Genomic DNA, 24,187 nt, shown 5'->3' on the forward strand with positions numbered 1-24,187 from the left:
CCGATGCCACGACCCATCCTGCCCCACCTGCCGCTCGTTACCCGCCTGCCCCGGGCGGTCGCCGCCGCCGGCGCCGTGGCGCTCACCGTGGCCCTGGCCGGCTGCGGCTCCCCGGACATCACCCGCCCCCGGCTGGAGGGCTCCATCAGCCCGGTCTTCGCCCACCTCTACGTCCAGCAGCAGGCCCTGCTCGGCCATCCCGGCCTCACCCCGGCCGCGGTCGCCGCCACAGCGACCTGTCACCGCGGCAACCCCACCGGGCCGGACAACGGCGGCCCGACCGTGGCCGATCAGGGTGCCGGCAGCGACTGGGCCTGCACAGTCACCTGGACCGACACGACCGGCAAGGCCCAGAACGGCAAGTACGACGTCCAGGCCCGTTCCAACGGCTGCTACATGGCCAGCGGTCCCGCGAAACTCGTCGGCCCCCTCACCATCGCGACCGCCACCGGCACGAACGTCATCAATCCGGTCTTCGAGTTCGACGGCTGCTTCAACACCACCTGACGACCCCGTCCGGCCCACGGCCACGAGAATGCCCACCGACCCACCGCCACCGGTAGCGATCGCCCAGGAATCCATCCGGCACGACGTGCCGTGCAACCAGCGATACTCCCGGACCGGCGCCGGTGCGGTACCCCTCTCTGCCACGGCGGTCGGGCGACCCGTCAGGCCATCACCGGGACAGATCGGCCCGCGGTGCCCCCGGGAACCAGCCAGCGCCACGCCGCACGGGACCATCGACCCGCCCAGCTCGCCTGCCAGCGCTCCACCACCGAGATCAGCCACGACACCATCACACCGATCACGGTAACCACCGGCCGCTCCCACCCTGCTCTCACCCAGACACCATGCCCTCGCCACCCGCGGCGCACCCCTCACCCCGGCCCAGCCGCGGCAACAGACGCCAGGAGTCAACACCGCCACAACGGGCAGGATCGGATACAAGGTCCGACCTCATGCAAGGGCGACCAGGTCGGATCACGGCCCCCGGCCGTGCCACGCTCCGTCTCCCGGCCGAGGGCCGGCCCTCGCCCGACATCCCCGCCGGCGAGGCAACGCCCGCTCGTGGCGGGGGTCGCGGTCTGTGCCGATCGATCGTCCGCCCTTGACAGATCTCGCTTCCCCGGTACGTTAGTTCTGTAACTAACCGACGAGCATAGGCATCGCCGGCCCCCGGGGAGTGGATGTGCTCGATGACGGGACACCGCTGTTCGCCCAGATCGCGCAGCGGCTGGCCGAGGAGATCGCCGAGGGTGCGCTCGCGGAGGGCGAACGGGTGCCGTCGACCAACGAACTGGCCGCCTACCACCGGATCAACCCGGCCACCGCGGCCAAGGGCATCAACCGACTGACCGACGACGGGCTGCTGGAGAAGCGTCGGGGGATCGGCATGTTCGTGGCGGCCGGCGCCCGCGAGCGACTGCTCGAGGAGCGCCGCAAGCGGTTCGCCGAGCGCTACGTGCAGCCGCTGGTCGCCGAGGCCCACCGGCTCGGGATCGACGCCGATGCGCTGGTGGCGCTGATCCAGGAAGCCATCCACGCCCAGGGAGGTATCACGCTGTGACGGCGACGATCTCGGTGACCGGCGTGACCCGCCGCTACCGCAACCACCTCGCCCTCCACGACGTCACGCTCGACATCGAAGGGCCGTCCATCACCGGGCTGCTGGGTCGCAACGGCGCCGGCAAGACCACCCTGTTGCGCATCGTCGCCGCCCAGGAACGCCCCTCGGCCGGGCAGATCCTGGTGCTGGGCGCCAGCCCGATCGAGAACGACGCCATCCTGCGCCGCATGGTGTTCGTTCGCGAAGATCAAGTCTTCCCCGACTTCACGGTCGGCCACGCCCTGAAGGTGGCGTCATGGTTCTATCCCAACTGGAGTGGTGAGCTGGCCGAGACGCTGACCGGCGAGTTCGACCTGCCGACCGACCGGGCGATCAAGCGGCTCTCCCGGGGGATGCGTTCGGCGCTGAGCATTGTGATCGGCCTGGCGGCACGGGCCGAGGTGACGCTGTTCGACGAGCCCTACGCCGGTCTCGACGCGGTCGCCCGCCAGCTGTTCTACGACCGGCTGCTCGTCGAGTACGCCGAGCACCCCCGTACGGTGCTGCTGTCCACCCACCTGATCAACGAGGTCGCCGGGCTGCTGGAACGGGTGGTGATGATCGACCGAGGGCGGGTCATCCTCGACGCCGCCGCCGACGACATTCGCGGCGCGTTCACGACCGTGAGCGGCCCGACCGCCGCGGTGGAGGAGCTCGTCGCCGGCCGCCCCACCTGGGACCGCCGCCAGATCGCCTCCCAGGAGTCTGTCGTCGTCGCCGGGGCCCTCGATGACGGCGACCGGATTCGCGCCCGCGACCTGCACCTCAGCGTGGAATCCCTGTCGCTGCAGCAGGTGATGGTCCACGCCTCGGGCCGGGCCGCCGAGGAGCCGCAGGAGAGGACGAGCGCATGACCAGCTGGCTCACTGTCATCAACGTTGCCCGCTACCACCTCATCCAACGGGTCATCTACGTGGTGCTGCCCTGGGCCATCCTGGCGTTCAGCTTCGCCGTCAACCTGGTCGTCGCCGCCGAGACCCCGGGCAACCACACCGGCGGGCTAGCCTCGATCTACACCTACATATTCCTCTGCGGGCTGCTCAGCACCTCCCGGTCGTTGCCGTTCGGACTCGCCCTCGGAGTCAGCCGGCGCTGCTACTACCTCGGGACCGCCGGCCTCGCTGTCGTCCTCGCCGCCGTCTACGGACTCGCTCTCACCGTGCTACAGGCCATCGAGCGGGCCACCGGCGGATGGGGCGTGACCCTGCACTTCTTCCGGGTGACCTACATCCTCGCCGGGCCGTGGTATCTCACCTGGCTGACCTCGTTCGTGGGCCTGGCGCTGCTGTTCGTCTACGGCATGTGGTTCGGTATCGTCTACCGCCGCTGGAACGTCACCGGCCTGGTCGCCTTCATCGCCGGCCAGATCACCGTGCTGCTCGCCGCCACGCTCATCGCCACCTGGACCCATGCCTGGCCAGGCATCGGCCACTTCTTCAGCGCCCTGCGCGCCGCCGGGCTGACCGGCGTACTCGCCGCCCTCACGGCCACGCTCTTCGCCGGTGGACTCACCACGATCCGCCGGGCCACGGTCTGATCACACCGCCGCGCTGCACCTCCCAGGCCAACGGTGAAGCGGTCGTCAAATGCAGACAAGCCGCCAGCTCTTCTTACTGAGGAAGAACTCGCAGGGTTGCGACGGTTCGATCATCAAACCCCTACGGCAGTGGGGTTTCACAACATTACCGATGTAACTCCACGCTTTCTTCCTCGGTAATCCGCGGGTCGTCCTCCCCAGCCGTGACGGCGCATCCTCATTCTGGTTCCGTCCGGCCTGCCCGAGTGTCTGCTCGACTTCTAGCAGGCGACGCAATACCTTGAGCCTGTGGGCCGCTCTTCGTTGGTAAAGGCTTTCTGTCGGTCGGCGATCCGGCCTGCCGGGGTTGGATCCGGACTCGCCGCAGGTAACGATTCTGCCATACCAAGACTAACCTGTGGCGGCCGCTGGTACGGTCACCGGATGTTTGCTTTGCCGATATGAGGTTGCGTGCCGGGTAGGAGTACCAGAGATACATGTCTACTCGATTGAGGAAACTGGTATGCGAAATGGCATCAACAGGAATCCTGGTGAGTAACCGATGACAGCGAAGTACGAGGTTCATCGGGCCCTGGTGACCGGTGCCGGAAGCGGAATGGGACAGCTCCTCGCCCTTCGTCTGGTCAGGCGCGGCATAGACCTGATTGCGGTCGATTGGGACGAAGCCGGCCTCAAGGTCTTCAAGGATGCCGGTCCTGGAAAAGTGACGACTCATACCGTCGATGTCACCGACGCGGACGCCATGGCTGCTGTTGTGACCGCGCAGAGCCACGATCTGCTTGTGACTGCCGCTGGGATCGGGCACACGGGCAGGATCGTCGAGACTCCCGCGGCCGTGCACGCGAGGATCATGGCGGTGAATTACCAGGGCACGGTCAACACGGTGACAGCCGCGCTACCCGGGTATCTCGCGCAGGGGTCGGGCATGATCGTTCTTTTCTCGTCGATTCTCGGTTGGTTGCCGGTGCCGCAGCACGGTCCCTACGGCGCAACCAAGTCGGCGCTGATCATTTACGCCCAGACGTTGCGGCATGAACTTCGCGGGACTGGTGTAAAGGTCAGCTGTGTCTGTCCGCCGGCGGTGGCGACCCCGATGCTCGACGACATGCCCGCGGCGAAGGCGGTCTCACAGCGTACGATGATGACACCGGTGGCCGCGGTCGCCGCGATCGAACGTGGTCTCGACAGGAACCGTTTCTGGATCTTTCCAGGTGTCGCGGGGCCGGTGGCACTTGGTCAGCGGCTGTTCCCCGGAGTGCTGCGAGTGGCAATCGGTGGCCTGATGGGCAGATAGCCGGGGGCCGCGCGAAGCGCGGTGACCAGCCGGGTGGCGAAGCCGGCCTGCACGCGAGGGCGATGTCGAAGGCAAGTGCCCATCATCCAGATCAGGTTGAGCCGTTCGGCCCTGGTTCAACGGTGCGGAAATGGGGACGCTCTCCAACAAGAGGTGAACGGCCGTGCCATGGGCTGGGCGCTTCTTCTTTCAGGAGGGTGATAGCGATGATGTGGGGCTGGGGCTGGGGTGCCTGGCTCATGATGTCCGTGATGACGGTCCTGTTCTGGAGCCTGATCATCGCTGGTGTCGTCGCGCTCGTTCGCTATGTGGGCGGCGGTCATGCCGCCGGCCACCCGGGTACCGGCAGCGGACAGGCCGATGCCGAGCATGTGCTGGCCGAGCGGTTCGCCCGCGGGGAGATCGACGAGGACGAGTACAAGCGGCGGTCTGACCTGCTGCGCACAGGCCGGTGAATCCGGTACGCGGGGGTCAGAAGGCTCGGCTGGCCGTGGCCGGGGCCGTGGCGGCCACACTCGTGCTGGCTGCCGCCTCGATGGTGGCGCTCGCCGCGATGGGCGGATCCTTCCGCAGCCCGCCACCCGTGGCGGCCCCGTGCGGTACACCCCCGCTGGCCGGCACGGTCGTGAACGTGACCTTGACCGACAGGGGCGGGGGCGGGGGCGGGGGCATGATGAGCGGGCGTTACGGACCGGGTCCGATGATGGGCGGCCCGGGAGGCATGGACCTGATGCGCGTGATTGCCAACGTCGGTGTCGTACCGGCGGGGACGGTGTCGCTGCGGGCACTCAACGCGGGGAGACGGATCCACGAGCTGATGGTGCTTCCGCTGCCGGCCGGCCAGGTGGTCGGGCAACGCCCGGTCGACGGCGATGGTCGCATCGACGAGGCGGGCAGCCTGGGTGAGGCGTCGCGCAGCTGTGGGGCCGGGTCCGGCGACGGAATCACCGCCGGTTCGACGGGCTGGACGACGCTGACGCTGTCTCCTGGCCGCTACGAATTCGTGTGCAACCTGCCCTTCCACTATGCGGCTGGCATGTACACCGAGCTTGACGCCCGTTGACACCACGGCGGGCCAGTCCCGGCCTGGAGGAACAGCGGTAGCGCGCTGGTCGGCGAGATCCGCCGGGTGCTGCGCGGCGGCGGACTGTTCGTCGTCACCGGCCAGCACACCGGCGGTGCCATGACCGTGCTGGCGTCCCGCATGGTGACGACATGCGGGAGAGCCATCCGAGCGCCGGACCGGCTCCCGAGGTATCGCCAAGGCACCACCAACCTGATTACTATTCTAGATAGTACGAACAAGGCTCGTATGATCGTCACGGGAAGAACGGCGGCGGCACCACGCCTTCGCCCGGCTGCCCGCCCCACCGCATCGTTGCGCCATCGGACCCGAATCACCCGACACGCCTGCTCGACCCCACCGATCGACCCACCAGGAGGAGAAATGGACGCGGTGCTCTACGCCCTGCCGGCGCTGGCCTGCCCGGTCGGGATGGGCGCAATGATGTGGCTGATGATGCGCGGCAAGAGCAACCGGCCCAGCCAGACCCCTGCGGCCGGTACCGGGCAGGCCGATCCACGAGAGACTGAACTCGCCGCGCTCCGGGAGGAAATCCAGCACCTGCGCGGCACGCAGCGTCCGGTTCCCGCGGGCAGCAAGCAGCAGCCCCGATGACGGGGGTGCCGCCCAGCCAACCACCGCCGCACGAGCGGACCACCCGCAACGTGTCAAACGCGGCGAGTTCCAAGCCGTCCACGCAGGCGGCCCTGCGACGCAACCTGAACAAGGTTCTCCTGGACCACTGGTCGTTCCTGATCGGTGAGATCGTGCTGGAGAGCTGCATCATCCGGGTCCTGACCAGGATCTACCTGACCCTGAGCTTCGATGTCACCGCGGGTAAGACCCGGTGGTAGCGCGACCGCCGGGGTGCTCACTGCGCGAGAGACGGCGTGGGTGCCGGCCGGACACGTCCGGCTCTTTCGGCTCCTCCGCTGGCGTGGCGAGGGAGCGGGGTAGCCGCAGCCGCTTGAGCAGGAGTGCATTGACGGCGACCAGGAAGCTGGACCCGGACATGGCCAGGGCCGCGATCTCAGGACGCAGCACCAATCCGAATGCGGGTTCGAACGCTCCCGCCGCGATCGGCAGGGCGATGGTGTTGTAGCCGACGGCCCAACCGAGGTTCTGGCGCATCTTGCGTAGCGTGCCGCGGCCGATGAGCAGCGCGGCCGGCACGTCGAGCGGCTCGGAGCGCATCAGCACCACGTCGGCGGTCTCGATCGCCACGTCGGTGCCGGCACCGATGGCGATACCGAGGTCGGCCTGGGCCAGCGCCGGAGCGTCGTTGACACCGTCGCCGACCATGGCGACCCGACGGCCGTCGCGCTGCAGCCCGGCGACCTTCGCGGCCTTGTCGCCGGGCAGCACCTCGGCGATGACCGTGTCGATGCCGAGCTCGCCGGCGATCCGCTCGGCGGTGGCCCGGTTGTCACCGGTGAGCATGATCACATCGATACCGGCGCCGTGCAGCGCCCGCACCGCCGCGGCAGCCGTCGGCCGCGGCGCGTCGGCGATGCCGATGATCCCGGCCAGTTGGCCGTCGACCGCGACGCCCACCGCGGTCCGGCCGCCCGCCGCCAGTTCGTCCCACCGCCCATCACGGTTACCCTGTGGGACTCCTTCCTGTTCGATCAGCCGGCGGTTGCCGACCGCAACCCGCCGCCCGTCGACGGTGGCGACCGCCCCGCGCCCGGCCTGGCTCGCGAACGCCTCCGCCCGGGCCGCCGGTACCCCACGTCCGTCGGCATGCCGGACGACCGCCGCGGCGAGTGGATGCTCGGACTCCCGTTCGACCGCGGCCACCAGCCGCAGCAGCTCCTCCTCGACCAGACCGTCGACGCTGCCGTCCACGAGGATCGCGGTCACCTCCGGTTCGCCCTTGGTCAGGGTGCCGGTCTTGTCCAGGACGACCGCGTCGATCCGGGCTGAGGTCTCCAACGCGGTCGCGTTCTTGAACAGGATGCCGCGTTTCGCACCGAGACCGGTCCCCACCATGATTGCCGTAGGGGTGGCGAGTCCCAACGCGTCCGGGCAGGTGATGACAACCACCGTGATCGCGAACAGGACTGCCTCCGTGGCGGGACGGCCGGTCCCCAGCAGCCAGACGAGCAGTGTGCCGAGCCCGCCCAGCAGCGCGACGAGCACCAGCCAGAACGCCGCCCGGTCGGCCAGCCGCTGACCGGGCGCCCTGCTGTTCTGCGCCTCCTGAACGAGCGCGACGATCTGCGCCAGTGCCGTGTCCGCCCCGACCTTGGTGGCCCGGACCCGCAGGGTGCCGCTGGTGTTGATGGTCGCGCCGATCACCTCCGCGCCGACGGTCTTGTGCACCGGCAGGCTCTCGCCGGTCACCATCGACTCGTCCACGTCGGACTCGCCCGCCTCGACCACCCCGTCGACGGCGATCCTGCCACCGGGGCGGACGAGCAGCAGGTCACCGACGGCCACCTCGGCGGTCGGCACCTCGACCGGTTCGCCGTCCCGCACCACCAGCGCCGTCTCCGGCGCGAGCTCGAGCAGAGTGCGGATCGCGTCGGTGGCTCCGCCGCGGGCGCGCAGCTCGAACCAGTGCCCCAGCAGCACGAACGCGGCGAGCACGGTCGCCGCCTCGTAGAAGACGTCCCCGCCGCCGGTGAGCGTGACAACGAGGGAGTATGCCCAGCCGATGCCGACAGCGACCGCGACCAGCACCATCATGTCCAGCGTCCGTGCGCGCAGGGCCCGTACCGCCCCGTCGAAGAAGATCCACGACGCCCAGAAGATCACAGGCAGGCTGAGGATCAGCTGAAACACGTCGTCGCGCAACCCGAACGGCGCGGCCACGTCGAAGCCCCGGACGTCACGGCCGATCGCCGACCAGAGCAGGATCGGGATCGAGAAGAGCGCCGCGACCAGGAAACGATTGCGCATGTCGGCGACCATCGCCGCCATCGACATCCCCGCATGCCCACCATGCCCCACGGCCTCAGCCTCGGCCTGCGAGGTCACCGCTCCCTCGGCCGCGGCTGGGGCGAGGTGCCCGGCCGTGGCCGTGTCCGCGGCATGGTCAGGGTGATCCGCATCCGCCGGATGCGGCATGGGAGCTCGGTGCGGCTCGGCGAGCGGGTCACAGACATGGTCGGGCACGGACTGGCCCCGGCAATGCAGGCCGCAGTCGCGAACCCAACCGGCCAGTTCCACTACGGACGTCCGCGTCGGGTCGAACCGTACGGTCGCGGTCTGGGAGACCGGGTTCGCCGCCACCCCGTGCACCCCGGGGCGGCGGCCCAGCACTGCCTCCACCCGCGCCTTCTCGGTTGCCCAGTACAGGCCCGACATCTGGAGAACCGCGGTCGCCAGACCCTCTCCTCCATCGATCGCCCCGCGGCCGGCGGGGACCCCGCGGTAGGCGGAGACGTCCATCACACCCCTCCTTGTGCCCCAGCGTCCTATGGCCGTGCTGTTCGGGCAAGTGGCGGGTAACCCCCAGGATGCTGGCCGGGTCCACTGTGATTGCCATGCACGCCGTGTCCGCCATGCATGAAGAGCATCAGTTGGGCCTTACCGTTGGGGGCGCGCGGAGTTGCTTTCCTTCTCGTGATGGTGGTCATCGCCTCCCATCCCGCCCATCATGAAAAACATCATCAGTGGGCAGCCTGCGAGGAGTAGAAGAGTGAACAGCGCCGTGGCCGGCAGCAGCCCGGTGATGACGAGGCCTCCGATGATGATTGAAGCGGCCAGGGCGTAGACGGGCACGTTTTTCTTCATCATCAGCGGCCTCCCTTGTCGGGCGTTGCAACGTCAGTCTTTCCCTGCATACCCCTGGAAGCAGGGAACGTGGCAGCGCGCAGGGAGGCCGATGTGCATGGCAACGGAGTGCCGAAAGACCTGCCATGCCGCGTCTGCAGCTGCCTCCACCGTGGACGACGGGTGTGGTTTTGCAGCGGGCCGGAATCCGACGGCCACCCGCTGTGCGTGGGTCCGGTTGTACGCCGTGACCAGCCCGGGGGTTTCGACGCGGCACGGCGCGTACCACGGACGCCCACACGTTGATGACCACGATCTGGCCGCGCAGCGCGGCGAGGTCGACAGCGTCGTGGTTCGCGCACCCGGCGAGAACGGCACGTCCGATCGCGGATACCACGGGGACGCGCCGTAGACGCATCTCTCTACTATGCCGGATAGTGGCTGTGACTTCTACGACCGGTCGAAGTGGCTGTAGAAGCCGACGACGCGCGGCGACGGCCCTGGGGCCGGTGTGGGAGGTGGGCTGATGCTGCTGGCGGCGGGGCTGGCCGGTGCACCGTTGCTGGGGGTGCTGTTCGGGATCGGCTGGATGCAGGGTCTGATCAGCGGGTACCGGACACCGTTGTAGGCCAGCCGGGAACGGGTTGTCGTGCGCCGTGGAGGTGGCGATCCGGGTTATCCACCCTCGCCGCCCCGATGGTCTACGATCGACGTTCGTAGATGAATGGGTACCTCTTCCGGGTGTGGACGTGGGCCGCGTCAGCCGGGGCAGGGCGCCAGGGTGGGACGTGTGGGGGCGGCAGGCGTGCGGGGACTGGGTGAGCTGGAGGCCGTGGTCATGGACAGGCTCTGGTCGGCGAGCCAGCCGCAGACGGTCCGCGCGGTGTATGAGGAACTGCTGGTGCACCGCCGGATCGCCTACACGACGGTGATGACGGTGATGGACAACCTGCGCCGCAAGGGCTGGCTGCGTCGAAGCCTCGACGGTCGGGCCTACCTGTACGAGCCGGTACGTTCGCGGGAGGTCCACAGCGCCGAGGTGATGGGGGAGGCGCTCGCCGACAGCACCGACCGGGCGGTGACGCTGATGCACTTCGTCGAGCACATGTCGCCGGCCGAGGCACGGCTGCTGCGGGACGCTCTCGCGCAGAGCGGCGCTGCCGGGAACAGCGGCCGGGCCGCGGGCCCACGTTCCGACGGCGAGGCCGTGCCCGACCGGGCCGGGCCGCAGACGCAGCCCCGCCGGTCCGGCCGGGGCCAGACGCCTGGGCGTGGGCGTGCGGTGGGAGGAGCGGCGTGAAGGTCGCGGTGACGCTGCTGGCCTACGCGGCGCTACTCGCCACGGCCGCGCCCCGGCACGCGTCCTGGCCGGACCGGGCGCCGCGGCTGGCGATCGCCGTCTGGCAGGCCCTGTCGGTGGCGGTGCTCGCCGCCGCGGCGCTGGCCGGGCTCGCGCTCGCGGTCCCCTCGGCGCGGATCAGCGGCGACATCGCCGACCTGCTGCGTGCCTGCGTGATGTCGCTGCGCGCGTCCTACTCCACCCCGGGTGGGGCCGGGATCGCCGGCGCCGGGCTGATGTTGACCACGGTTCTGCTGGCGCGCGTCGGCTACTGCGCCGCGTCGGGACTGTTGCGGGCGGCCCGGGCGCGCCGCACCCATGCCCGCAAGCTCGCGATCCTGGCGCGCGGACGCGGCACGTCCGTGTAATGGTCGCCGCCTGCCTGGTGGCAGCCCTGGGCGCGGCCGGTTGCGGTGCGGGTGGCTCCGGCTCGTCGGGCGGGCCGGCGGACCTGCCGGCGGCGGCGGTGACGGTGGGGTTGGGCGGGGCGAGCAGCGGTCCGATCGCCGTCACCGATGCGACAGTCGTGCCCGGCCCGTCGGGATCGCCGGCCCGTGCTTACCTCACGATCCGCAACGCCGCCGCGGCGGCCGACACCCTGACGGCGGTCAGCAGCAACGTGAGCACCACCGCCCGCCTCGAACATGGCGGGAGCCCTGACGGCGGATCGACGCGTGCCGCGGTGCCGGTGCCGGCGGCCTGACCAACCCGCACACCGACCAGCCGGTCCGCTACCCGCAGACCCCACCTGCCGGCGGCCCCCACGACCCGGTATGGCTCAACTGCGGGATCTACAACCAGCCCGTCCGCAACGAAAACGCGGTCCGCTCCCTCGAACACGGCGCCGTCTGGATCACCTATCAGCCCGACCTGGCCGCTGACCAGGTCGCCGCCCTGCGGCGGATCGTCGACACCAACACCATGGAGATCCTCAGCCCCTATCCGGGTATTCCGTCGCCGATCGTCGTCTCCGCCTGGGCCCGCCAGCTCCAACTGACCAGCGCTGAGGACCCCCGCCTGGCCCAGTTCCTCCGCGCCTTGCGCAACGGCGCCCAAGCACCCGAACCCGCAGGGCCGTGCACCGGCGGAACCGGCACCCCGACCGGGTGACCCCGACCCAGCGGCCACCCACGCTCCTCCACGACAATTCCCCGAGTCGTCCCGTATGGTCCACCGGTAAAATCGCCGCACGCGCCCTGTCGCGGTTCGTGACTCCGTACGTTCGACGTTCCCACCCAGTAACCGTCCCCCGCCGGGCAAAGGACGTGATCGAATGCCGGAAACACCGCACCCTGGCAATACCGAACGCCTGCACCGCTACTGGGACAGGCACGCACACACCTACGACCGGGAAATGGCCTTCTTCGAGCGAGTCCTCTTCGGCGACGGCCGTGCCTGGGTCTGCACACAGGCCACCGGCAACGTGCTCGAGGTCGCGATCGGCACCGGCCGCAACCTCGCCTACTATCCAGACACCGTCACACTCACAGGAATCGACCTCAGCCCGGCGATGCTGGACATCGCCCGGCAGCGAGCGCAGAACCTCGGCCGTACCGTCGACCTCCACGTCGGCGACGCCCAGGCATTGGACCTGCCCGACGCCTCCTTCGACACCGTGGTATGCACCCTGTCCCTGTGCGCCATCCCCGACATCCACCGGGCCCTCGCCGAAATGAAACGGGTGCTGCGACCCGGCGGCCGGCTGCTGCTCCTGGACCATGTGGCCGGCTCGCCGTGGCACGTACGAGCAGCCCAGCAACTACTCGAAACAATCACTATTCGGATTGGCGGCGAACACCTACGCCGACGTCCCCTGCTACAGGCGCAAACCGAAGGCTTCACGATCGAACGGCAGGAACGCTACAAACTCGGCATCGTCGAACGGCTCGTGGCCCGCAAACCGCCCACGTTCATCACCCAGTCTTCTGACACCACGGCAACAGCGAACGACCCCACCGACACGACCGCCAGGCCCAGCGCCTGAGGCGCTGAAGAACGACCGGCAGGAAGGTACGGCGGCGGACGGTCCAGGTCGGGATGTGGCGGCAGACGAGTCTGGCTGGTGGAGCCGGAACCTGTACGGATCACGGTGGCCGAGTTTTGCCGGGCTCCATTCCCGGACCGCCCAGATCACGGGGACGGCCGCGCAGCCGCTCCCCGTGGTGTCTCAGGCGCTTTGATGCTCGCCGCGTCGTGCAGGCCCAGCAGGTCGACGCTCTGTTCGCGCATCTCCACTTTGCGGATCTTGCCGGTGACGGTCATCGGGAACCCGTCGACCACGTGGACGTACCGCGGGATCTTGTAGTGCGCCAGGCGGCCCGCGCAGAACTCCCGGAGCTGCTCGGCGGTGAGCGGCTCAGCGCCGGGGCGCATCACAATCCATGTCATCAGCTCCTCGCCGTACTTCGTGTCGGGGACGCCGATCACCTGGACGTCGGCGATGTCGGGGTGGGTGTAGAGGTATTCCTCGATTTCCCGGGGGTAGATGTTCTCGCCGCCCCTGATCACCATGTCCTTGATCCGGCCGACGATGTTGACGTAGCCCTCGGCATTCATGGTGGCCAGGTCGCCGGTGTGCATCCAGCGGGCCACGTCCACCGCTTCGGCGGTCTTGTCCGGCTCGTCCCAGTAGCCGAGCATCACCGAGTAGCCGCGGGTGCACAGTTCACCCGGCTCGCCGCGGCCCGCTACCCGGCCGGTGTCCGGATCGACGATCTTCACCTCCAGGTGCGGCATGACCTGGCCGACTGTCTCAGTGCGTTGGACCAGGCCGTCGGTGCGGCGGGTCATCGTGGACACCGGGGAGGTCTCGGTCATGCCGTAGCAGATGGCCACCTCCGCCATGTTCATGTCGCCGACCACGCGCTTCATCACCTCCACCGGGCAGGACGCCCCGGCCATGACTCCGGTACGCAGGCTGGACAGGTCGAAGTCGCCGAACCGTGGGTGGCCCAATTCCGCGATGAACATGGTCGGCACGCCGTACAGCGAGGTGCAGTGCTCGGCCTGCACCGCCGCCAGCGTGGCCTCGGGGTCGAACCCGGGCGCAGGGAGCACCACGCAAGCGCCGTGCGAGATCGCCGCCAGGTTGCCCATCACCATGCCGAAACAGTGATAAAGCGGCACCGGCAGGCAGACCCTGTCGTCCTCGGTGTAGCCGAGGCCCTCAGCGACAAAGTAGCCGTTGTTGAGGATGTTGTGATGGGACAGTGTGGCGCCCTTGGGAAAACCGGTGGTGCCCGACGTGTACTGAATGTTGATCGGGTCGTCGAAGGCCAACGTGGCCGCCCGTTCGCGCAACTGGGCGGGGTCAGCGCGGCGGCCGGCCGCGACGAGCTCGTCCCAGCCGGGTTCGCCGATGAACACCGTCGGTTCGAATCCGATCTCGGCGAGCATCGCCCGGTAGTCACTGGTGCGGTAGGTGACCGCGCTGATCAGCAGGCGTATCCCGGACTGACGGACGACGTAGCCCAACTCGTGGGCACGGTAGGCCGGGTTGACGTTGACCAGGATCGCGCCGATCTTCGCCGTGGCGTACTGGGTCAGCACCCACTCGGCGCAGTTGGGCGCCCAGATGCCGACCCGGTCACCTTTGGCGATGCCCATCGTCAGCAGCCCGAGGGCCAGCTCGTTCACGGCGGCGTCGAATTCGGCGTAGGTCCAACGCCGGCCGGTGGCCACGTCGGCCAATGCCTCCCGGCTGGCGTACCGGGCCGCGGCGCGTTCCAGGTTCTCCCCGATCGTCTCGCCCAGCAGCGGCACCACGCAGACGCCGGACGCGTAGGACAGCAGTGAGGCAGCCATACGCAGCAGCATCCGGGCAAGCCTGGTAGCCCACCACCCCCGTTCAGGGGTAGCCGCGGATGGAGGTGTGCGTGACATTCTGGCCGCATGGCGGCAACACATCGGCCGGCCGGCATCCCGGCCTTGGAGCGCCGTGAGCTGCTGCGTGCGGCCCTGGGCCGAATGCGACGAGTGACCGGGCTGCCTGTGGCGTTCGGTGGCGAGGTGTCACCCGGGGGCCGGGGTGTGCGACTCACCGAGTTCGCCGGGACCTGGACCGATGCGCTCCCTAACCTGGTCGTCAGCGCCGGCAACGGCCTGGGCGGACGCGTGCTGCTCGCAGCCAGGCCCGGCAGCGTGGACGACTACGCCGCCGACTCGCGCATCAGCCACGAATACGACAAGCAGGTGACCGCCGAAGGCCTCCGGGCGATCGCGGCGGTGCCGGTGCTCGTAGGCGAATCGGTGTTCAGCGTCCTGTACGGCGGCGTCCGCGAGCCACAGCCGCTGGGCGGCTGGGTGCTGGCCGCGATGAACCAGATCGCTGTGGGGGTGGGCGTCGAGCTGACCGTACGGTCGGAGGTCGAGCGGCGTCTGGCGGAGCTGGAGACGGCCGCGATCATCCGGTCCGCCCGCGAGGCTCCCGCCGCGCCGGGGTGGGAGGATGTCCGCGAGGCCCACGCGGAGCTGCGCTCGATCGCCCAGGAGATCACCGACGCAGCCCTGCGCCGGCGTCTCCAACTGGTCTGCGACCGGCTGACCCGGCCCCGCGGTCGCCCCGCCCGAGGCAACCCACTGTCGCCCCGGGAGCTGGACGTGCTGGCCCTGGTCGCGGTGGGCTGCGGCAACGCCGAGGTGGGGCGACGGCTGGGCCTACGGTCCGAGACAGTCAAAAGCTACCTACGCAACGCCATGCGCAAGCTCGGCACCCACGGTCGGACAGAGACCGTCGTCGCGGCCCGACGCGCGGGCTTCCTTCCCTGATCCGTCACGTACAGCACGACAGCTTCGATCCGGCGCGGGGGCCTCGTGGGCCGGCGGAACGGGACTTCCTGGCCCGCCTCGATGCGGCCGGGACGGTCGACCGGCTGTGTTCGGTCCGTGACGTCGCCCGCATCACCCAGGGGCCCGACCGAGGGCCGAGGCCACCTCGAGGTCAAGCACCGCGTGGGCGAAGCGTCCGACAGCGGCCGCGTGGATCGGCTCGGGATTCATCCACTCCAGGCTCGTCAGCCATGCCATGAGCCCGAACGCCAGGTGGCGCCGGTAGTCGAGCCAGAGCTCGTCGAATGTCGCAGGTTGCACACCGGCGGCGGTGAGACAGCCATGGTAGCTGCGCAGCAGGTCGCGTTCGGCGGCACGCCGATCGTCGACATCGAGCGCTGAAGTGATGAAATAGGCGACATCATGGGCTGGGCGCATGCGGCAGATGGTCTGCCAGTCGACGAGCCCTAGCGTGCCATCGTGGCGCCGGAACCAGTTTCCGATGTGATCATCCCCATGGGTGAGCACCCAGGGGCCTTCCTGACTCTGGTCGACCCAGCGCCAGAACAGATCGATGACGAGGTCGGGCCGGTGCAGCTCCATGGGGATCGCCGCCGAACGCAGCGGCAGAGCGAGAAAGTGCGCGACCCGCTCGGCATCCATCGTCGCGAAGTAGTGACCCGACGGGTTGTCCCGGGTGACGTAGGAATGCAGTGCGGGGTGCTCGTGCAGGACCGGGCCGGCGTACGTCGCGCCGTGGTAGCGGGCGATCAATTCGAGACCGGCGGCCACCTCGTCGATCGACAGCGGCGAGGTGGCCCGGCAGAAGGTGGCCTCCCGGCGCAGGTCGTCGAGGACGACGACACCGAGACGCGTGCGCGAATCGGCGTCGGCGAACCACGCCGCAGTGCCCGTCGGCGGCAGGCCGGGCGCGAGGTCGCGGTAGAAGACGGCCTCGCGCTCGTAGATCCCCGTGGCGGCCATCAGGGCCGCGTTGTCCTCGAAGGCACCCTTGACACACACCGAGCCCGGGGCGCCCGGCGGCGGGTCGCCGTCCCCGTAGGTCGGTTGGACGAACACTTTCGTTGCCGTACCGCGCAGCACCTCGTCTACGGCGACATCGACCACCTCGACACCGGGTAGCCGGGTGCCCAGCGCCATGGTGAGCCATTCCGGGGTGATGTCGTCGATCGTCGACGGCAGCGCCGCGGTCATCGGAACGCTCGGAAAAAGGTACGAAGCTCATCGACGAACAGGTCGGGTACCTGCAGGGCGGCAAAATGACCACCCTTGGGCATCGACGAGACGTGCACGATGTTGATCCGCGGTCGGGCCCAGGCCAGCGGCATGCGGTAGTGCTCGCCCGGGAAGTCGGCATAGCCGGTCGGAACCTCGACCCGGGGTGGTTCGGACTGCCCGCCGACGCCCGCGTTCTCGTAGTACCAGCGGGCCGACGAGGCGATCGTCTGGGTGACCCAGTAGATCGTGATGTTCGTCAGGAGCTGATCCTTGGTGAATGCCCGCTCGACGTCGCCGTCACAGTCGGTCCATGACCGGAACTTGTCCACGATCCACCCCGCCAGGCCTGCCGGCGAGTCCATCAGTGCGCTGCCGACGGTGTGCGGCCTCGTGCCCTGGATCTTCCAGTAGCCGGTGTCGCTGTCGAGGAACGCCAGCGTGCGCTGCGCCAGCGCGGCATCCTCAGCCGACAAGCCGGCGAACGGGTCGCGGTCAGCCGGTGGGCCGACGGGCAGCAGGTTGAGGTGCACGGCGGCGACGTGCCCGGCATCGAGCTCGCCGAGCAGCGCCGAGATCTGGGCGCCGATGTCGCCGCCCTGCGCGACGTAGCGCTCGTAGCCGAGCCGTCCCATCAGCTCGGCGAACGCCTGCGCCACCCGTCGGTCGGTGACACGGCAGGACGACGGACCGGAGAAGCCGAAACCCGGCAGCGACGGTACGACGACGTTGAACGCGTCGGCACGGTCGCCGCCGTGCGCCGCCGGGTCGGACAGCGGGCCGAGCACGTCGAGGAACTCGGCGACCGAACCAGGCCAGCCGTGCGTGAGGATGAGCGGGAGCGCGTCGGGTTCCGGCGACCGGACGTGCAGGAAGTGGATACCGAGCCCATTGATGTCGGTGACGTGCTGCGGGAAGGTGTTGAGCCGGGCTTCGGCGGCACGCCAGTCGAAGGCCGTCCGCCAGTGCTCGCATAACTCCCGCAGGTATGCCACGGCGACGCCGTAGTCCCATCCGCTGCCGGGCAGGTCGTCGACCCATCGTGTCCGCTCGAGCCGGCCGCGTAGGTCGTCAAGCACCGCGTCATCGATCTCGACCTGGAACGGGCGAAGCTCGATACTGTGATCTTTCTCCTCCGCAATCATACAACAAAGTAAACCATTTAAGTGATATGAGCGCCAGCGGCGGACGAAACCTCCGGAACGCCTCCAGCACACGGGACGACAACGTGTACGCAACGCCTACAGCCGTGTGACAACGGCTGGTCAGCTGGTGCGTCGTCGCCCGCCGACGCCTGATCGCAGGGGGTTCTGGAGCCCCGCAGGGTGCTGTGGTCGTGGATCGTGACTTCGAGTGTGGTGTCGCCGGATCAGTGTGGTGTCGCCGGATCAGAAACGCAGCAGGGCCGCCTCCGTGGTCAGCCCCGGTCCGAACGCGATGAGCACAGCGTGGTCGCCGGCTTCCGGCCGGTCCAGCGCAAGCATCCGCTGCAGGACCAGCAGGACGGTGGCCGACGAGCAGTTGCCATAGTCGCGCAGGACCTCCATGGATGGTCGCAGCTGCGCCTCCGACAGGCCGAGCGCGGCGCCGACCTCGGCCACGATCCGCGGGCCGCCGGGGTGGATCGCCCAGTGCCGCACGTCGGCGACACCCAGGCCCGACCCCTCGAGCAGCTGGTCGACGAACGGCGGGGTGGTCGACCCGAGCATCGCCGGGACCGCCGGGGACATGCATAACCGGAATCCGTTTTCTTGGACCCGGATCCTCATGTGTTCTGCGGTTCCCGGGTGCGTCACTGTGCGGGTGGCGACGACGGCCGCGCTGACGCCACAGGCCGGAGCGCCGGCGCTCGGGTGGTCGGTCGTCGGATGACCGACGGGTCGGTCCGCCGGGCGTGTGCCCAGCAGCATCGCCGCGCTCGCGTCGCCGAACAGGCCTTGCACGATAATCTGCTCCGAGATCGCGTCCGGCTGGCAGTGCATGGACGTCAGCTCTGTGCAAACCACGAGGACGAGCTCATCGGGCCGGGCGGCGAGGGCGTCAAGTGCGGTCCGTAGCCCGGTGATGGCCGCGTAGCAGCCCATGTGGCCGATGGAGATACGCCGGATGTCGGAGCGCAGCCCGAGTTCCGCGGCGAGGCGGACCTCCGGACCGGGACAGGTGTAGCCGGTGGTGCTCACCATGATGAACGTGCCGACCGTGGCCGGATCGTGGCCGGCGAGGACCGCCGGCACCACCCGTCGACCCAGTTCAAGCGCACCCTGTTCCCAGGCGTCCATCAGTGCTCCGGTGGGCGGAAAGCCGTCGGAGTAGGCCCGGCGCGGGTCCCAGTAGAAGTGCCTGCGCTGGACCCGGGTGGAGTCGATGAAGAGCCGACGCGCATGCGGGACACCGCTGTAGAGCTGGCTGTAGAAGCCGTCGAAGAGTTCGGTCTGGCCGATCGTCGTATCCGGCGCGGCTGAACTGACCGCCAGCAGAACTGGCTCGCGACGAAGAGTCACATCACCTCCTGCCCGCCCGGGATTTAGTCCGTCTTTTGGTTGACCTACAACACGATCTGCGCTCCCGGACAAACTGATCACACTCCTTAGCTGTTACTGCGGGCCGCTGTGTGGAGTCACCGAGGGAGAAACCATCGCGGCTGAACCGACCCCTTCGCCCCATCCCCGTTGAAGGAGCTTCCCCGTTACTACAAGCCGGTCCGCCAGCGGATGTCGCATCGGTACTCACCGTCTCCATTTTCCACTTTCCGACGCGCTCCCGCTGTCTTGTGGCTTCTTGTTTGGGACCAGGTTCGCCGACGGAAACGAGGTAGAGACAGAATCCATTTAACCGAAATGGACTGAGAGGCTCCGGACGTTCCTGACCTGAAGGGCCCGGAAGGACCTCGACCGGGCTGACAGAATGCTGGCATTGCAGATAAAATGCAGGCATGACCGCGATCACGATCCGCGACGTCCCGGACCCGACTCTGGAGGCATCGACGAGGGCCGGGAACGCAGGTGAGCAGTCAGGCGGCGTTGCCACAAGGGCCAGGCCGATCTCTGGCACCCCACCGGCGTTCTCACCGGGTGAGCGCGGAAATCTGGAGCTGGTGGACGGACGGGCTTGCGCACACCGTTTCGGGTCCGCTGCCCGGCAGCAGCAGTGCCGTCAGGTTGGCCGGCGGGTAGACACGAAGGCCGACGGCCTCGGCGGTCTGGTACGGCTCCTCGCACCCGGCCTGTATACCGGTGTGAATCATCGCGAGAACGCCGGTCACGTGCTGCCCGGGCAGCAACGGGACCGGCATACCAGGACCACCGGTGCGATCTGCGGCGGCACCGAGCTGACGGCCACCAGCGTCGACGTACGACACACCGGGAAAGCCCCCGATCACGCAGGATGTGGCGCCGATGTTGGTCAGGATGATCTGCTCGTAGCTGTGCCCCGCAGCGTTGTCCAGGTTGGCGGCGCTCACCCGCAGGTTCACGGTCAGGCAGCCATGCCCCGGGTCAGCCGCCGTGGAACCGACGGCTGACCCGGACGTCGCACCGGGCGGGAACACCGTCCGGGCGGCCGATGATGGCGATGGGGAGCGACCCGACGCCGGTGTCGCCGCCACACCGCCCGCGCTGGAAGCACATCCCGTACTGACCGCCATCAGTGCCACGGCAACCGCGATGCGTGCGACACACTCGCGGGCCGGCCGTGACATGCTATGCGCTCCGCCGTTCACACCAACCTGCCCCCTTCTACTCGGGCGGGGAGCTGACGTGCGGGAACAGCTCCTCGAACGCACCGCGGGTGATGCGGTGGCGTACCTCGGGCGTCACCCCGTCGAAGAGCTCGCGTAGCGTCTTCTGAGTATGACCGAAAGTGCCCTCCAGGTGCGGGTAATCGCTTCCGAACATCACGTTCCGGTAGCCCATCGCCCACAGCGCCGCCGGCGCTGACTCGTCGTGCTGGAATGACGCGTACACCTGGCGGTAGAGGATCTGTTTGGGCTCGCGGGACAACTTTGGTCGCACGAACGCGGCGTGCTGGCGGTACCCCTCGTTGAGGCGGTCGCCTACGAACGGCACCCAGGTCGCCCCGCCCTCGGAGATGAGGATCTTCAGGTCGGGGTGACGGTCGAGGGCGCCGCCGCCGACGAGCTTGGCCGCCGTCCGCTGTCCCTCATAGGAGGTCTCCAGGAGGTTGAGAACGGCACCGCCGGGCCCGCGGTACAGCACGCGTTCATTATTTTCGGTGCCGATATGGAAGCCGAGAACCATCCCTGCCTCTTCTGCGGCCGCCCACAATGGTTCCCATGAGAGGTCATTCCAGTCCTTCATACCGGGCGGTGTCCCGGTGGGAAGAGATACTATTTTCAGCCCTACCGAGGCGGCGTGCTGAACCTCCGCCACCGCGTCGTCGATCGAGAGCAACGGCATGAGCCCGGCAGGCACGAGCCGGTCGGGGGCAGCGCCCTGGATCTCTGAGACGAGCCACTCGTTCTCAGCCCGGGCCGCATCCCGGACGAGCACGGAGTCCTCGATCATGTTCGACCACAGGCCGAGCGAGGCGTACACCACCTCCGCCCAGATGCCCTCGTTGTTGAGATCGACCAGGCGCGCCTTGACATCGCGGGCGCCCGGTGGTCGGTGTGACATCTCCACTATCGTCTCGCCACTGGCACCCCGTACCGTCATGACCTTCGGCAGGGTACGGCGAAAACTCTTGCCGTCGACGTGGACGATCTCCTCATTCTCGCCGACCTTCTCGCTCCGTGGCATCCGCTCCGCCTGCTTCGCCGGCAGGATCTGGAACCACAGGTCGTCCGGTTCGAGGAAGTGCGAGTCGCCCGAGTGAGCCCAGATCTTTGTCGTACCTTCGTTCATCGTGACCTCCGTGCCGGCCAGGTCGGGTCCGGCGGGTAGCGCGAGCCGTCCGTGTGGAGCTGCCGCACTCACGATAAATCGAACAATCCGCTGATGCATTCGGGTGCCAACCTCGGAAGCCGGGCGGGTTCAAGCGGGGGAACAGTCCCATGGAGCGGCGACGAACCACGGTGGACCTGAGCCGGCCATGTGGTCAGCCGCACTCCTGCTGCGCTGCGAACTCCGCCATCCACGGGTTGGACGCCGTGGACGGTCGGTCAATCCCGAAGGCGGACCGGAAGGGTGTCCAACCCGTGGATGGCGACCGTGTCGCGCCAGACGGGTTCGTCGGTCAGCGACAGTCCGGGGACGCGGCGTAGGAGGGTGTCCACGGCGATCTGGGTCTCCAGCCGGCCGAGATGCGCGCCAAGGCAGTAGTGGAGCCCTTCGCTGAACGAAAGGTGGCGCGGCGCGGGGGTGCGGCCGGCGAACCGGGTGATGTCCAGACACTCCGGATCGGTGTACACGGCGGGGTCGCGGTTGGCGGCGGCGGTCAGGACGACGATGCCGTCCCCCCGCGCGAACGTGTGCCCGGCCAGCTCCCGTTCTGCCAGCGCGACCCGGTGGGTGAACTGTACGGGTGGCTCGTAGCGGAGCAACTCGTCGACGGCTGGCGCCGCGAGATCGGGATCGGCAAGCCAGAGCGCGATCTGGTCGGGGTTGCGCAACAGGGCCACGACACCCTTGCCGATCAGGTCGGAGACGGTCTCGTACCCCCCGATCAGCAGCCCCACGGACAGCCCGAGCGCCTCCCGGCTGCTCAGTTCGCCGCGGTCCTCGGCCGCGCACATCCCGCTCAGCATGTCGTCGCGAGGATCCTTGCGCCGCTGCGCGAGTAGCGCCGCGAAGTACGCCTCGAACTCCCGCATGGCCTCCGGCCGGCGCGCCAGGCTCTCGGGTGACTGCAGGATGTCCGGATCTGTGCCACGGACGATCTCCAGCGACCACTTCTGGACCGCTGGGTAGTCCTCGGGCGGGATGCCGAGCATGTCACCGATGACGGTAAGCGGCAGTGGCCGTGCGAACGCCTCCATCAGGTCGACCTCGCCGGCCTCGATCGCCGTGTCGAGCAGCGTGTTGACGAGGTCCTCGATCTGCTGTCGGAGCCCCTCGGTGTTGCGCGGGACGAACGCCCGTTTGACCAGTCCTCGCATCCGGGTGTGGTTCGGCGGGTCCATCCGCAGCATCGATCCCGGCACGTCGTCGGGCGCCACTCCTGGACGGAAGGGGTTGATGCCCTCCTCGTAGCCGTGGCCCCACAGCGCGTCCGTGAAAACCGCCGAGCACTCCTCGTAGCGGGTCGCCATGAGAATATCCGGCCTGATCGGGTACAGCGCGGCGAAATCGCGGACGGCCGCGTACCGCGGGTAGGGGTTGGCTCGATGCATGGGATGAAAGGCGTCGAAGACAACCTGCGGCGCAGTGGACACGTCCACGCCCTTCTCTCGGCACGAGTGTCTCGAAATCATCTCGCCGGAATGCTGTTGATTACAGTCTTCGCCGACTGCCGCGAGATGAACATTCTTCGAACCGATCCGGTCGCGATGTCGACGAAACGTTCACATGAAGGCCTTTGCACCGCAAGGCCGCCAATGGCTCAATAAGAAAAACAGATCGCCGGCATAAACACCCGGCGAGATGAGGAATAATCCGTGCCGGAGCCCCAGTCGACGTCAGTCGACGCCATATGTGACCACGGGAGCGCTGATTTGTCCACCTACGTGTTGGACCAGGGGCATCCGGACGAGCGCACACGGCTGGAAGCGATGGCGCAGCTGTGGGATCCGGGCACCATGCGGCTCGTGGAAGCCCTGGGCATCGGCGCCGGGCATCGCTGCCTCGAGGTCGGCGCGGGCACCGGCTCGGTCGCGCGGGCGCTGGCCGAGGTCGTCGGCTCCGCGGGGCACGTCCTCGCGGTGGACCGCGACGTCCGCTTCCTTGACCGGCTGCCCGGGTCGGTCGAGGTCCGGCGCATGGACGTGATGGTCGACGACCTTCCGCACGCACGGTTCGACCTGGTCCACGCTCGGCTTCTGATCGCACACCTCCACCCGCATCGGCGTGCGCTCCAGCGGCTCGCGGCGGCGGTCGCACCGGGCGGCTGGCTTCTGGTCGAGGAGGTCGATTGGACGTGTGCCGACCTGGTCGTCCCCGAGGCGTCGATACACACCGCCATGGTCCAGGCGCTGCAACGACTCATGGGCGAGGAGGGCGGGTTCGACGCGACCTATGGCCGCCGGCTCCTCGGTGATGTGCTCAGCCTGGGCTTCACCGACGAGGCCGCTCAGTACTACGGCACTCAGTTCCGCAGCACCGGCGAGTCGTGGCTCGCCTGGCAGCTCCTCGTGGAGCGATTCCAGCGGAGCATCATCGAAGCCGGACTGCTGACGCGGGACGAGGTGGACCGGTGGTGGTCTCTCAGCCGCGACGAGAACAACCTCATCATCAGCGCGGCGATGTTCGCCGCCTGTGCCCGCCGTGCCTGATCCCCTTGCCCTGGGCCCGCTCCGCGAGCAGACGCGCCAGTTGGGCGTCGGCCGCCACCACGGCGAGTTCGTACTGGGATGTACTCTGTTCGTATGCAGAAGAAGGTCGTCACGATCGGGAATTCGGCGGGCATCACGATCAGCCCAACCGAGCTGCGTGCCCTGGGTGTCGGCCCCGGAGATACGGTCGAGGTGACCGTCCGTGCCGGGGTACTCGAGGCCCGCGCCGTGAGCCGAT

26 protein-coding genes are annotated in these 24,187 nt (G+C 68.6%); 16 read left to right on the forward strand and 10 right to left on the reverse strand.

Annotation, left to right across the window (positions count from 1 at the left end):
• The first annotated feature begins 3 nt into the window (after positions 1 to 3).
• Positions 4 to 507 (forward strand): hypothetical protein, encoded by a 504-nt coding sequence (locus U9977_RS06510; protein ID WP_322748268.1) that lies wholly within the window; start codon positions 4 to 6, stop codon positions 505 to 507.
• 161 nt (positions 508 to 668) lie between these two features.
• Here the strand turns inward: U9977_RS06510 and U9977_RS06515 are convergent, their stop codons facing one another.
• Positions 669 to 842, reverse strand: a complete 174-nt coding sequence (locus U9977_RS06515) for a hypothetical protein (protein WP_322748269.1) — start codon at positions 840 to 842, stop codon at positions 669 to 671.
• 347 nt (positions 843 to 1,189) lie between these two features.
• Here U9977_RS06515 and U9977_RS06520 point away from each other — a divergent pair, with 347 nt between their 5' ends.
• The 8 genes from U9977_RS06520 to U9977_RS06555 all read left to right on the forward strand — a co-directional run bounded on the left by U9977_RS06520 (position 1,190) and on the right by U9977_RS06555 (position 6,354).
• Positions 1,190 to 1,567, forward strand: coding sequence for a GntR family transcriptional regulator (locus U9977_RS06520; RefSeq protein ID WP_322748270.1), 378 nt, complete (start codon positions 1,190 to 1,192; stop codon positions 1,565 to 1,567).
• Complete coding sequence (locus U9977_RS06525; protein ID WP_322748271.1) at positions 1,564 to 2,460, forward strand: ABC transporter ATP-binding protein; 897 nt, start codon at positions 1,564 to 1,566, stop codon at positions 2,458 to 2,460. The genes U9977_RS06520 and U9977_RS06525 overlap by 4 nt, the downstream gene beginning before the upstream one ends.
• Complete coding sequence (locus tag U9977_RS06530; protein WP_322748272.1) at positions 2,457 to 3,143, forward strand: ABC transporter permease; 687 nt, start codon at positions 2,457 to 2,459, stop codon at positions 3,141 to 3,143. The genes U9977_RS06525 and U9977_RS06530 overlap by 4 nt, the downstream gene beginning before the upstream one ends.
• A 541-nt stretch (positions 3,144 to 3,684) precedes the next feature.
• A complete protein-coding gene (locus tag U9977_RS06535; protein WP_322748273.1) occupies positions 3,685 to 4,437 on the forward strand; it encodes an SDR family NAD(P)-dependent oxidoreductase in 753 nt (250 codons plus the stop codon).
• Positions 4,438 to 4,643: 206 nt separating this feature from the next.
• Entirely contained in the window at positions 4,644 to 4,892 is a 249-nt protein-coding gene (locus U9977_RS06540; protein WP_322748274.1) for an SHOCT domain-containing protein, read from the forward strand.
• Positions 4,889 to 5,500, forward strand: coding sequence for a hypothetical protein (locus U9977_RS06545; RefSeq protein WP_322748275.1), 612 nt, complete (start codon positions 4,889 to 4,891; stop codon positions 5,498 to 5,500). The genes U9977_RS06540 and U9977_RS06545 overlap by 4 nt, the downstream gene beginning before the upstream one ends.
• A 384-nt stretch (positions 5,501 to 5,884) precedes the next feature.
• The gene (locus tag U9977_RS06550; protein WP_322748276.1) at positions 5,885 to 6,115 is read left to right on the forward strand and encodes a hypothetical protein; all 231 of its coding nucleotides are present in this window, start codon (positions 5,885 to 5,887) and stop codon (positions 6,113 to 6,115) included.
• The gene (locus U9977_RS06555; protein WP_416210493.1) at positions 6,112 to 6,354 is read left to right on the forward strand and encodes a hypothetical protein; all 243 of its coding nucleotides are present in this window, start codon (positions 6,112 to 6,114) and stop codon (positions 6,352 to 6,354) included. Before U9977_RS06550 ends, U9977_RS06555 begins: the two co-directional genes overlap by 4 nt.
• Here U9977_RS06555 and U9977_RS06560 read toward each other — a convergent pair.
• Positions 6,329 to 8,812, reverse strand: a complete 2,484-nt coding sequence (locus tag U9977_RS06560; RefSeq protein WP_416210494.1) for a heavy metal translocating P-type ATPase — start codon at positions 8,810 to 8,812, stop codon at positions 6,329 to 6,331. The genes U9977_RS06555 and U9977_RS06560 overlap by 26 nt on opposite strands.
• Positions 8,813 to 9,034: 222 nt before the next feature.
• The gene (locus U9977_RS06565; RefSeq protein WP_322748278.1) at positions 9,035 to 9,244 is read right to left on the reverse strand and encodes a DUF2933 domain-containing protein; all 210 of its coding nucleotides are present in this window, start codon (positions 9,242 to 9,244) and stop codon (positions 9,035 to 9,037) included.
• Positions 9,245 to 10,010: 766 nt separating this feature from the next.
• Here U9977_RS06565 and U9977_RS06570 point away from each other — a divergent pair.
• The 5 genes from U9977_RS06570 to U9977_RS06590 all read left to right on the forward strand — a co-directional run bounded on the left by U9977_RS06570 (position 10,011) and on the right by U9977_RS06590 (position 12,543).
• Positions 10,011 to 10,520 (forward strand): BlaI/MecI/CopY family transcriptional regulator, encoded by a 510-nt coding sequence (locus U9977_RS06570; protein WP_322748279.1) that lies wholly within the window; start codon positions 10,011 to 10,013, stop codon positions 10,518 to 10,520.
• Positions 10,517 to 10,927 carry a hypothetical protein gene (locus U9977_RS06575; protein ID WP_322748280.1) on the forward strand — a complete coding sequence of 137 codons (411 nt, stop codon included), beginning with the start codon at positions 10,517 to 10,519 and terminating at the stop codon, positions 10,925 to 10,927. The genes U9977_RS06570 and U9977_RS06575 overlap by 4 nt, the downstream gene beginning before the upstream one ends.
• Entirely contained in the window at positions 10,927 to 11,262 is a 336-nt protein-coding gene (locus U9977_RS06580; protein WP_322748281.1) for a hypothetical protein, read from the forward strand. The genes U9977_RS06575 and U9977_RS06580 overlap by 1 nt, the downstream gene beginning before the upstream one ends.
• A complete protein-coding gene (locus U9977_RS06585; RefSeq protein WP_322748293.1) occupies positions 11,259 to 11,669 on the forward strand; it encodes a DUF3105 domain-containing protein in 411 nt (136 codons plus the stop codon). Before U9977_RS06580 ends, U9977_RS06585 begins: the two co-directional genes overlap by 4 nt.
• Before the next feature lie 163 nt (positions 11,670 to 11,832).
• Positions 11,833 to 12,543, forward strand: a complete 711-nt coding sequence (locus U9977_RS06590; RefSeq protein ID WP_322748282.1) for a class I SAM-dependent methyltransferase — start codon at positions 11,833 to 11,835, stop codon at positions 12,541 to 12,543.
• A gap of 146 nt (positions 12,544 to 12,689) precedes the next feature.
• Here U9977_RS06590 and U9977_RS06595 read toward each other — a convergent pair whose 3' ends face one another.
• Entirely contained in the window at positions 12,690 to 14,363 is a 1,674-nt protein-coding gene (locus tag U9977_RS06595) for an AMP-binding protein (RefSeq protein WP_322748283.1), read from the reverse strand.
• 87 nt (positions 14,364 to 14,450) lie between these two features.
• On the opposite strand from U9977_RS06595, the gene U9977_RS06600 reads away from it, so the two are divergent.
• A complete protein-coding gene (locus tag U9977_RS06600; RefSeq protein ID WP_322748284.1) occupies positions 14,451 to 15,326 on the forward strand; it encodes a LuxR C-terminal-related transcriptional regulator in 876 nt (291 codons plus the stop codon).
• 132 nt (positions 15,327 to 15,458) lie between these two features.
• On the opposite strand, the gene U9977_RS06605 is transcribed toward U9977_RS06600, so the two are convergent.
• From U9977_RS06605 to U9977_RS06630, 6 genes are all read right to left on the reverse strand, one after another.
• Positions 15,459 to 16,541: an oxidoreductase family protein gene (locus U9977_RS06605; RefSeq protein ID WP_322748285.1), complete on the reverse strand. Its 1,083-nt coding sequence runs from the start codon at positions 16,539 to 16,541 to the stop codon at positions 15,459 to 15,461.
• The gene (locus U9977_RS06610) at positions 16,538 to 17,707 is read right to left on the reverse strand and encodes an epoxide hydrolase (RefSeq protein ID WP_322748286.1); all 1,170 of its coding nucleotides are present in this window, start codon (positions 17,705 to 17,707) and stop codon (positions 16,538 to 16,540) included. Before U9977_RS06610 ends, U9977_RS06605 begins: the two co-directional genes overlap by 4 nt.
• A gap of 243 nt (positions 17,708 to 17,950) precedes the next feature.
• Positions 17,951 to 19,063: a type III polyketide synthase gene (locus U9977_RS06615; RefSeq protein ID WP_322748287.1), complete on the reverse strand. Its 1,113-nt coding sequence runs from the start codon at positions 19,061 to 19,063 to the stop codon at positions 17,951 to 17,953.
• A gap of 563 nt (positions 19,064 to 19,626) precedes the next feature.
• Positions 19,627 to 20,259, reverse strand: a complete 633-nt coding sequence (locus U9977_RS06620; protein ID WP_322748288.1) for a DUF4232 domain-containing protein — start codon at positions 20,257 to 20,259, stop codon at positions 19,627 to 19,629.
• A gap of 37 nt (positions 20,260 to 20,296) precedes the next feature.
• Positions 20,297 to 21,424: an amidohydrolase family protein gene (locus U9977_RS06625; protein ID WP_322748289.1), complete on the reverse strand. Its 1,128-nt coding sequence runs from the start codon at positions 21,422 to 21,424 to the stop codon at positions 20,297 to 20,299.
• A 257-nt stretch (positions 21,425 to 21,681) separates the two neighbouring features.
• Positions 21,682 to 22,893 (reverse strand): cytochrome P450, encoded by a 1,212-nt coding sequence (locus tag U9977_RS06630; protein WP_322748290.1) that lies wholly within the window; start codon positions 22,891 to 22,893, stop codon positions 21,682 to 21,684.
• 279 nt (positions 22,894 to 23,172) lie between these two features.
• Between U9977_RS06630 and U9977_RS06635 the strand changes: the two genes are divergently transcribed.
• On the forward strand, positions 23,173 to 23,949 hold the full coding sequence (locus tag U9977_RS06635) for a class I SAM-dependent methyltransferase (protein WP_322748291.1): 777 nt from the start codon (positions 23,173 to 23,175) through the stop codon (positions 23,947 to 23,949).
• Positions 23,950 to 24,187 lie beyond the last annotated feature (238 nt).

The organism is Protofrankia sp. Cas8 (assembly GCF_963555845.1).
In the GTDB taxonomy this organism is placed as follows: domain Bacteria; phylum Actinomycetota; class Actinomycetes; order Frankiales; family Frankiaceae; genus Protofrankia.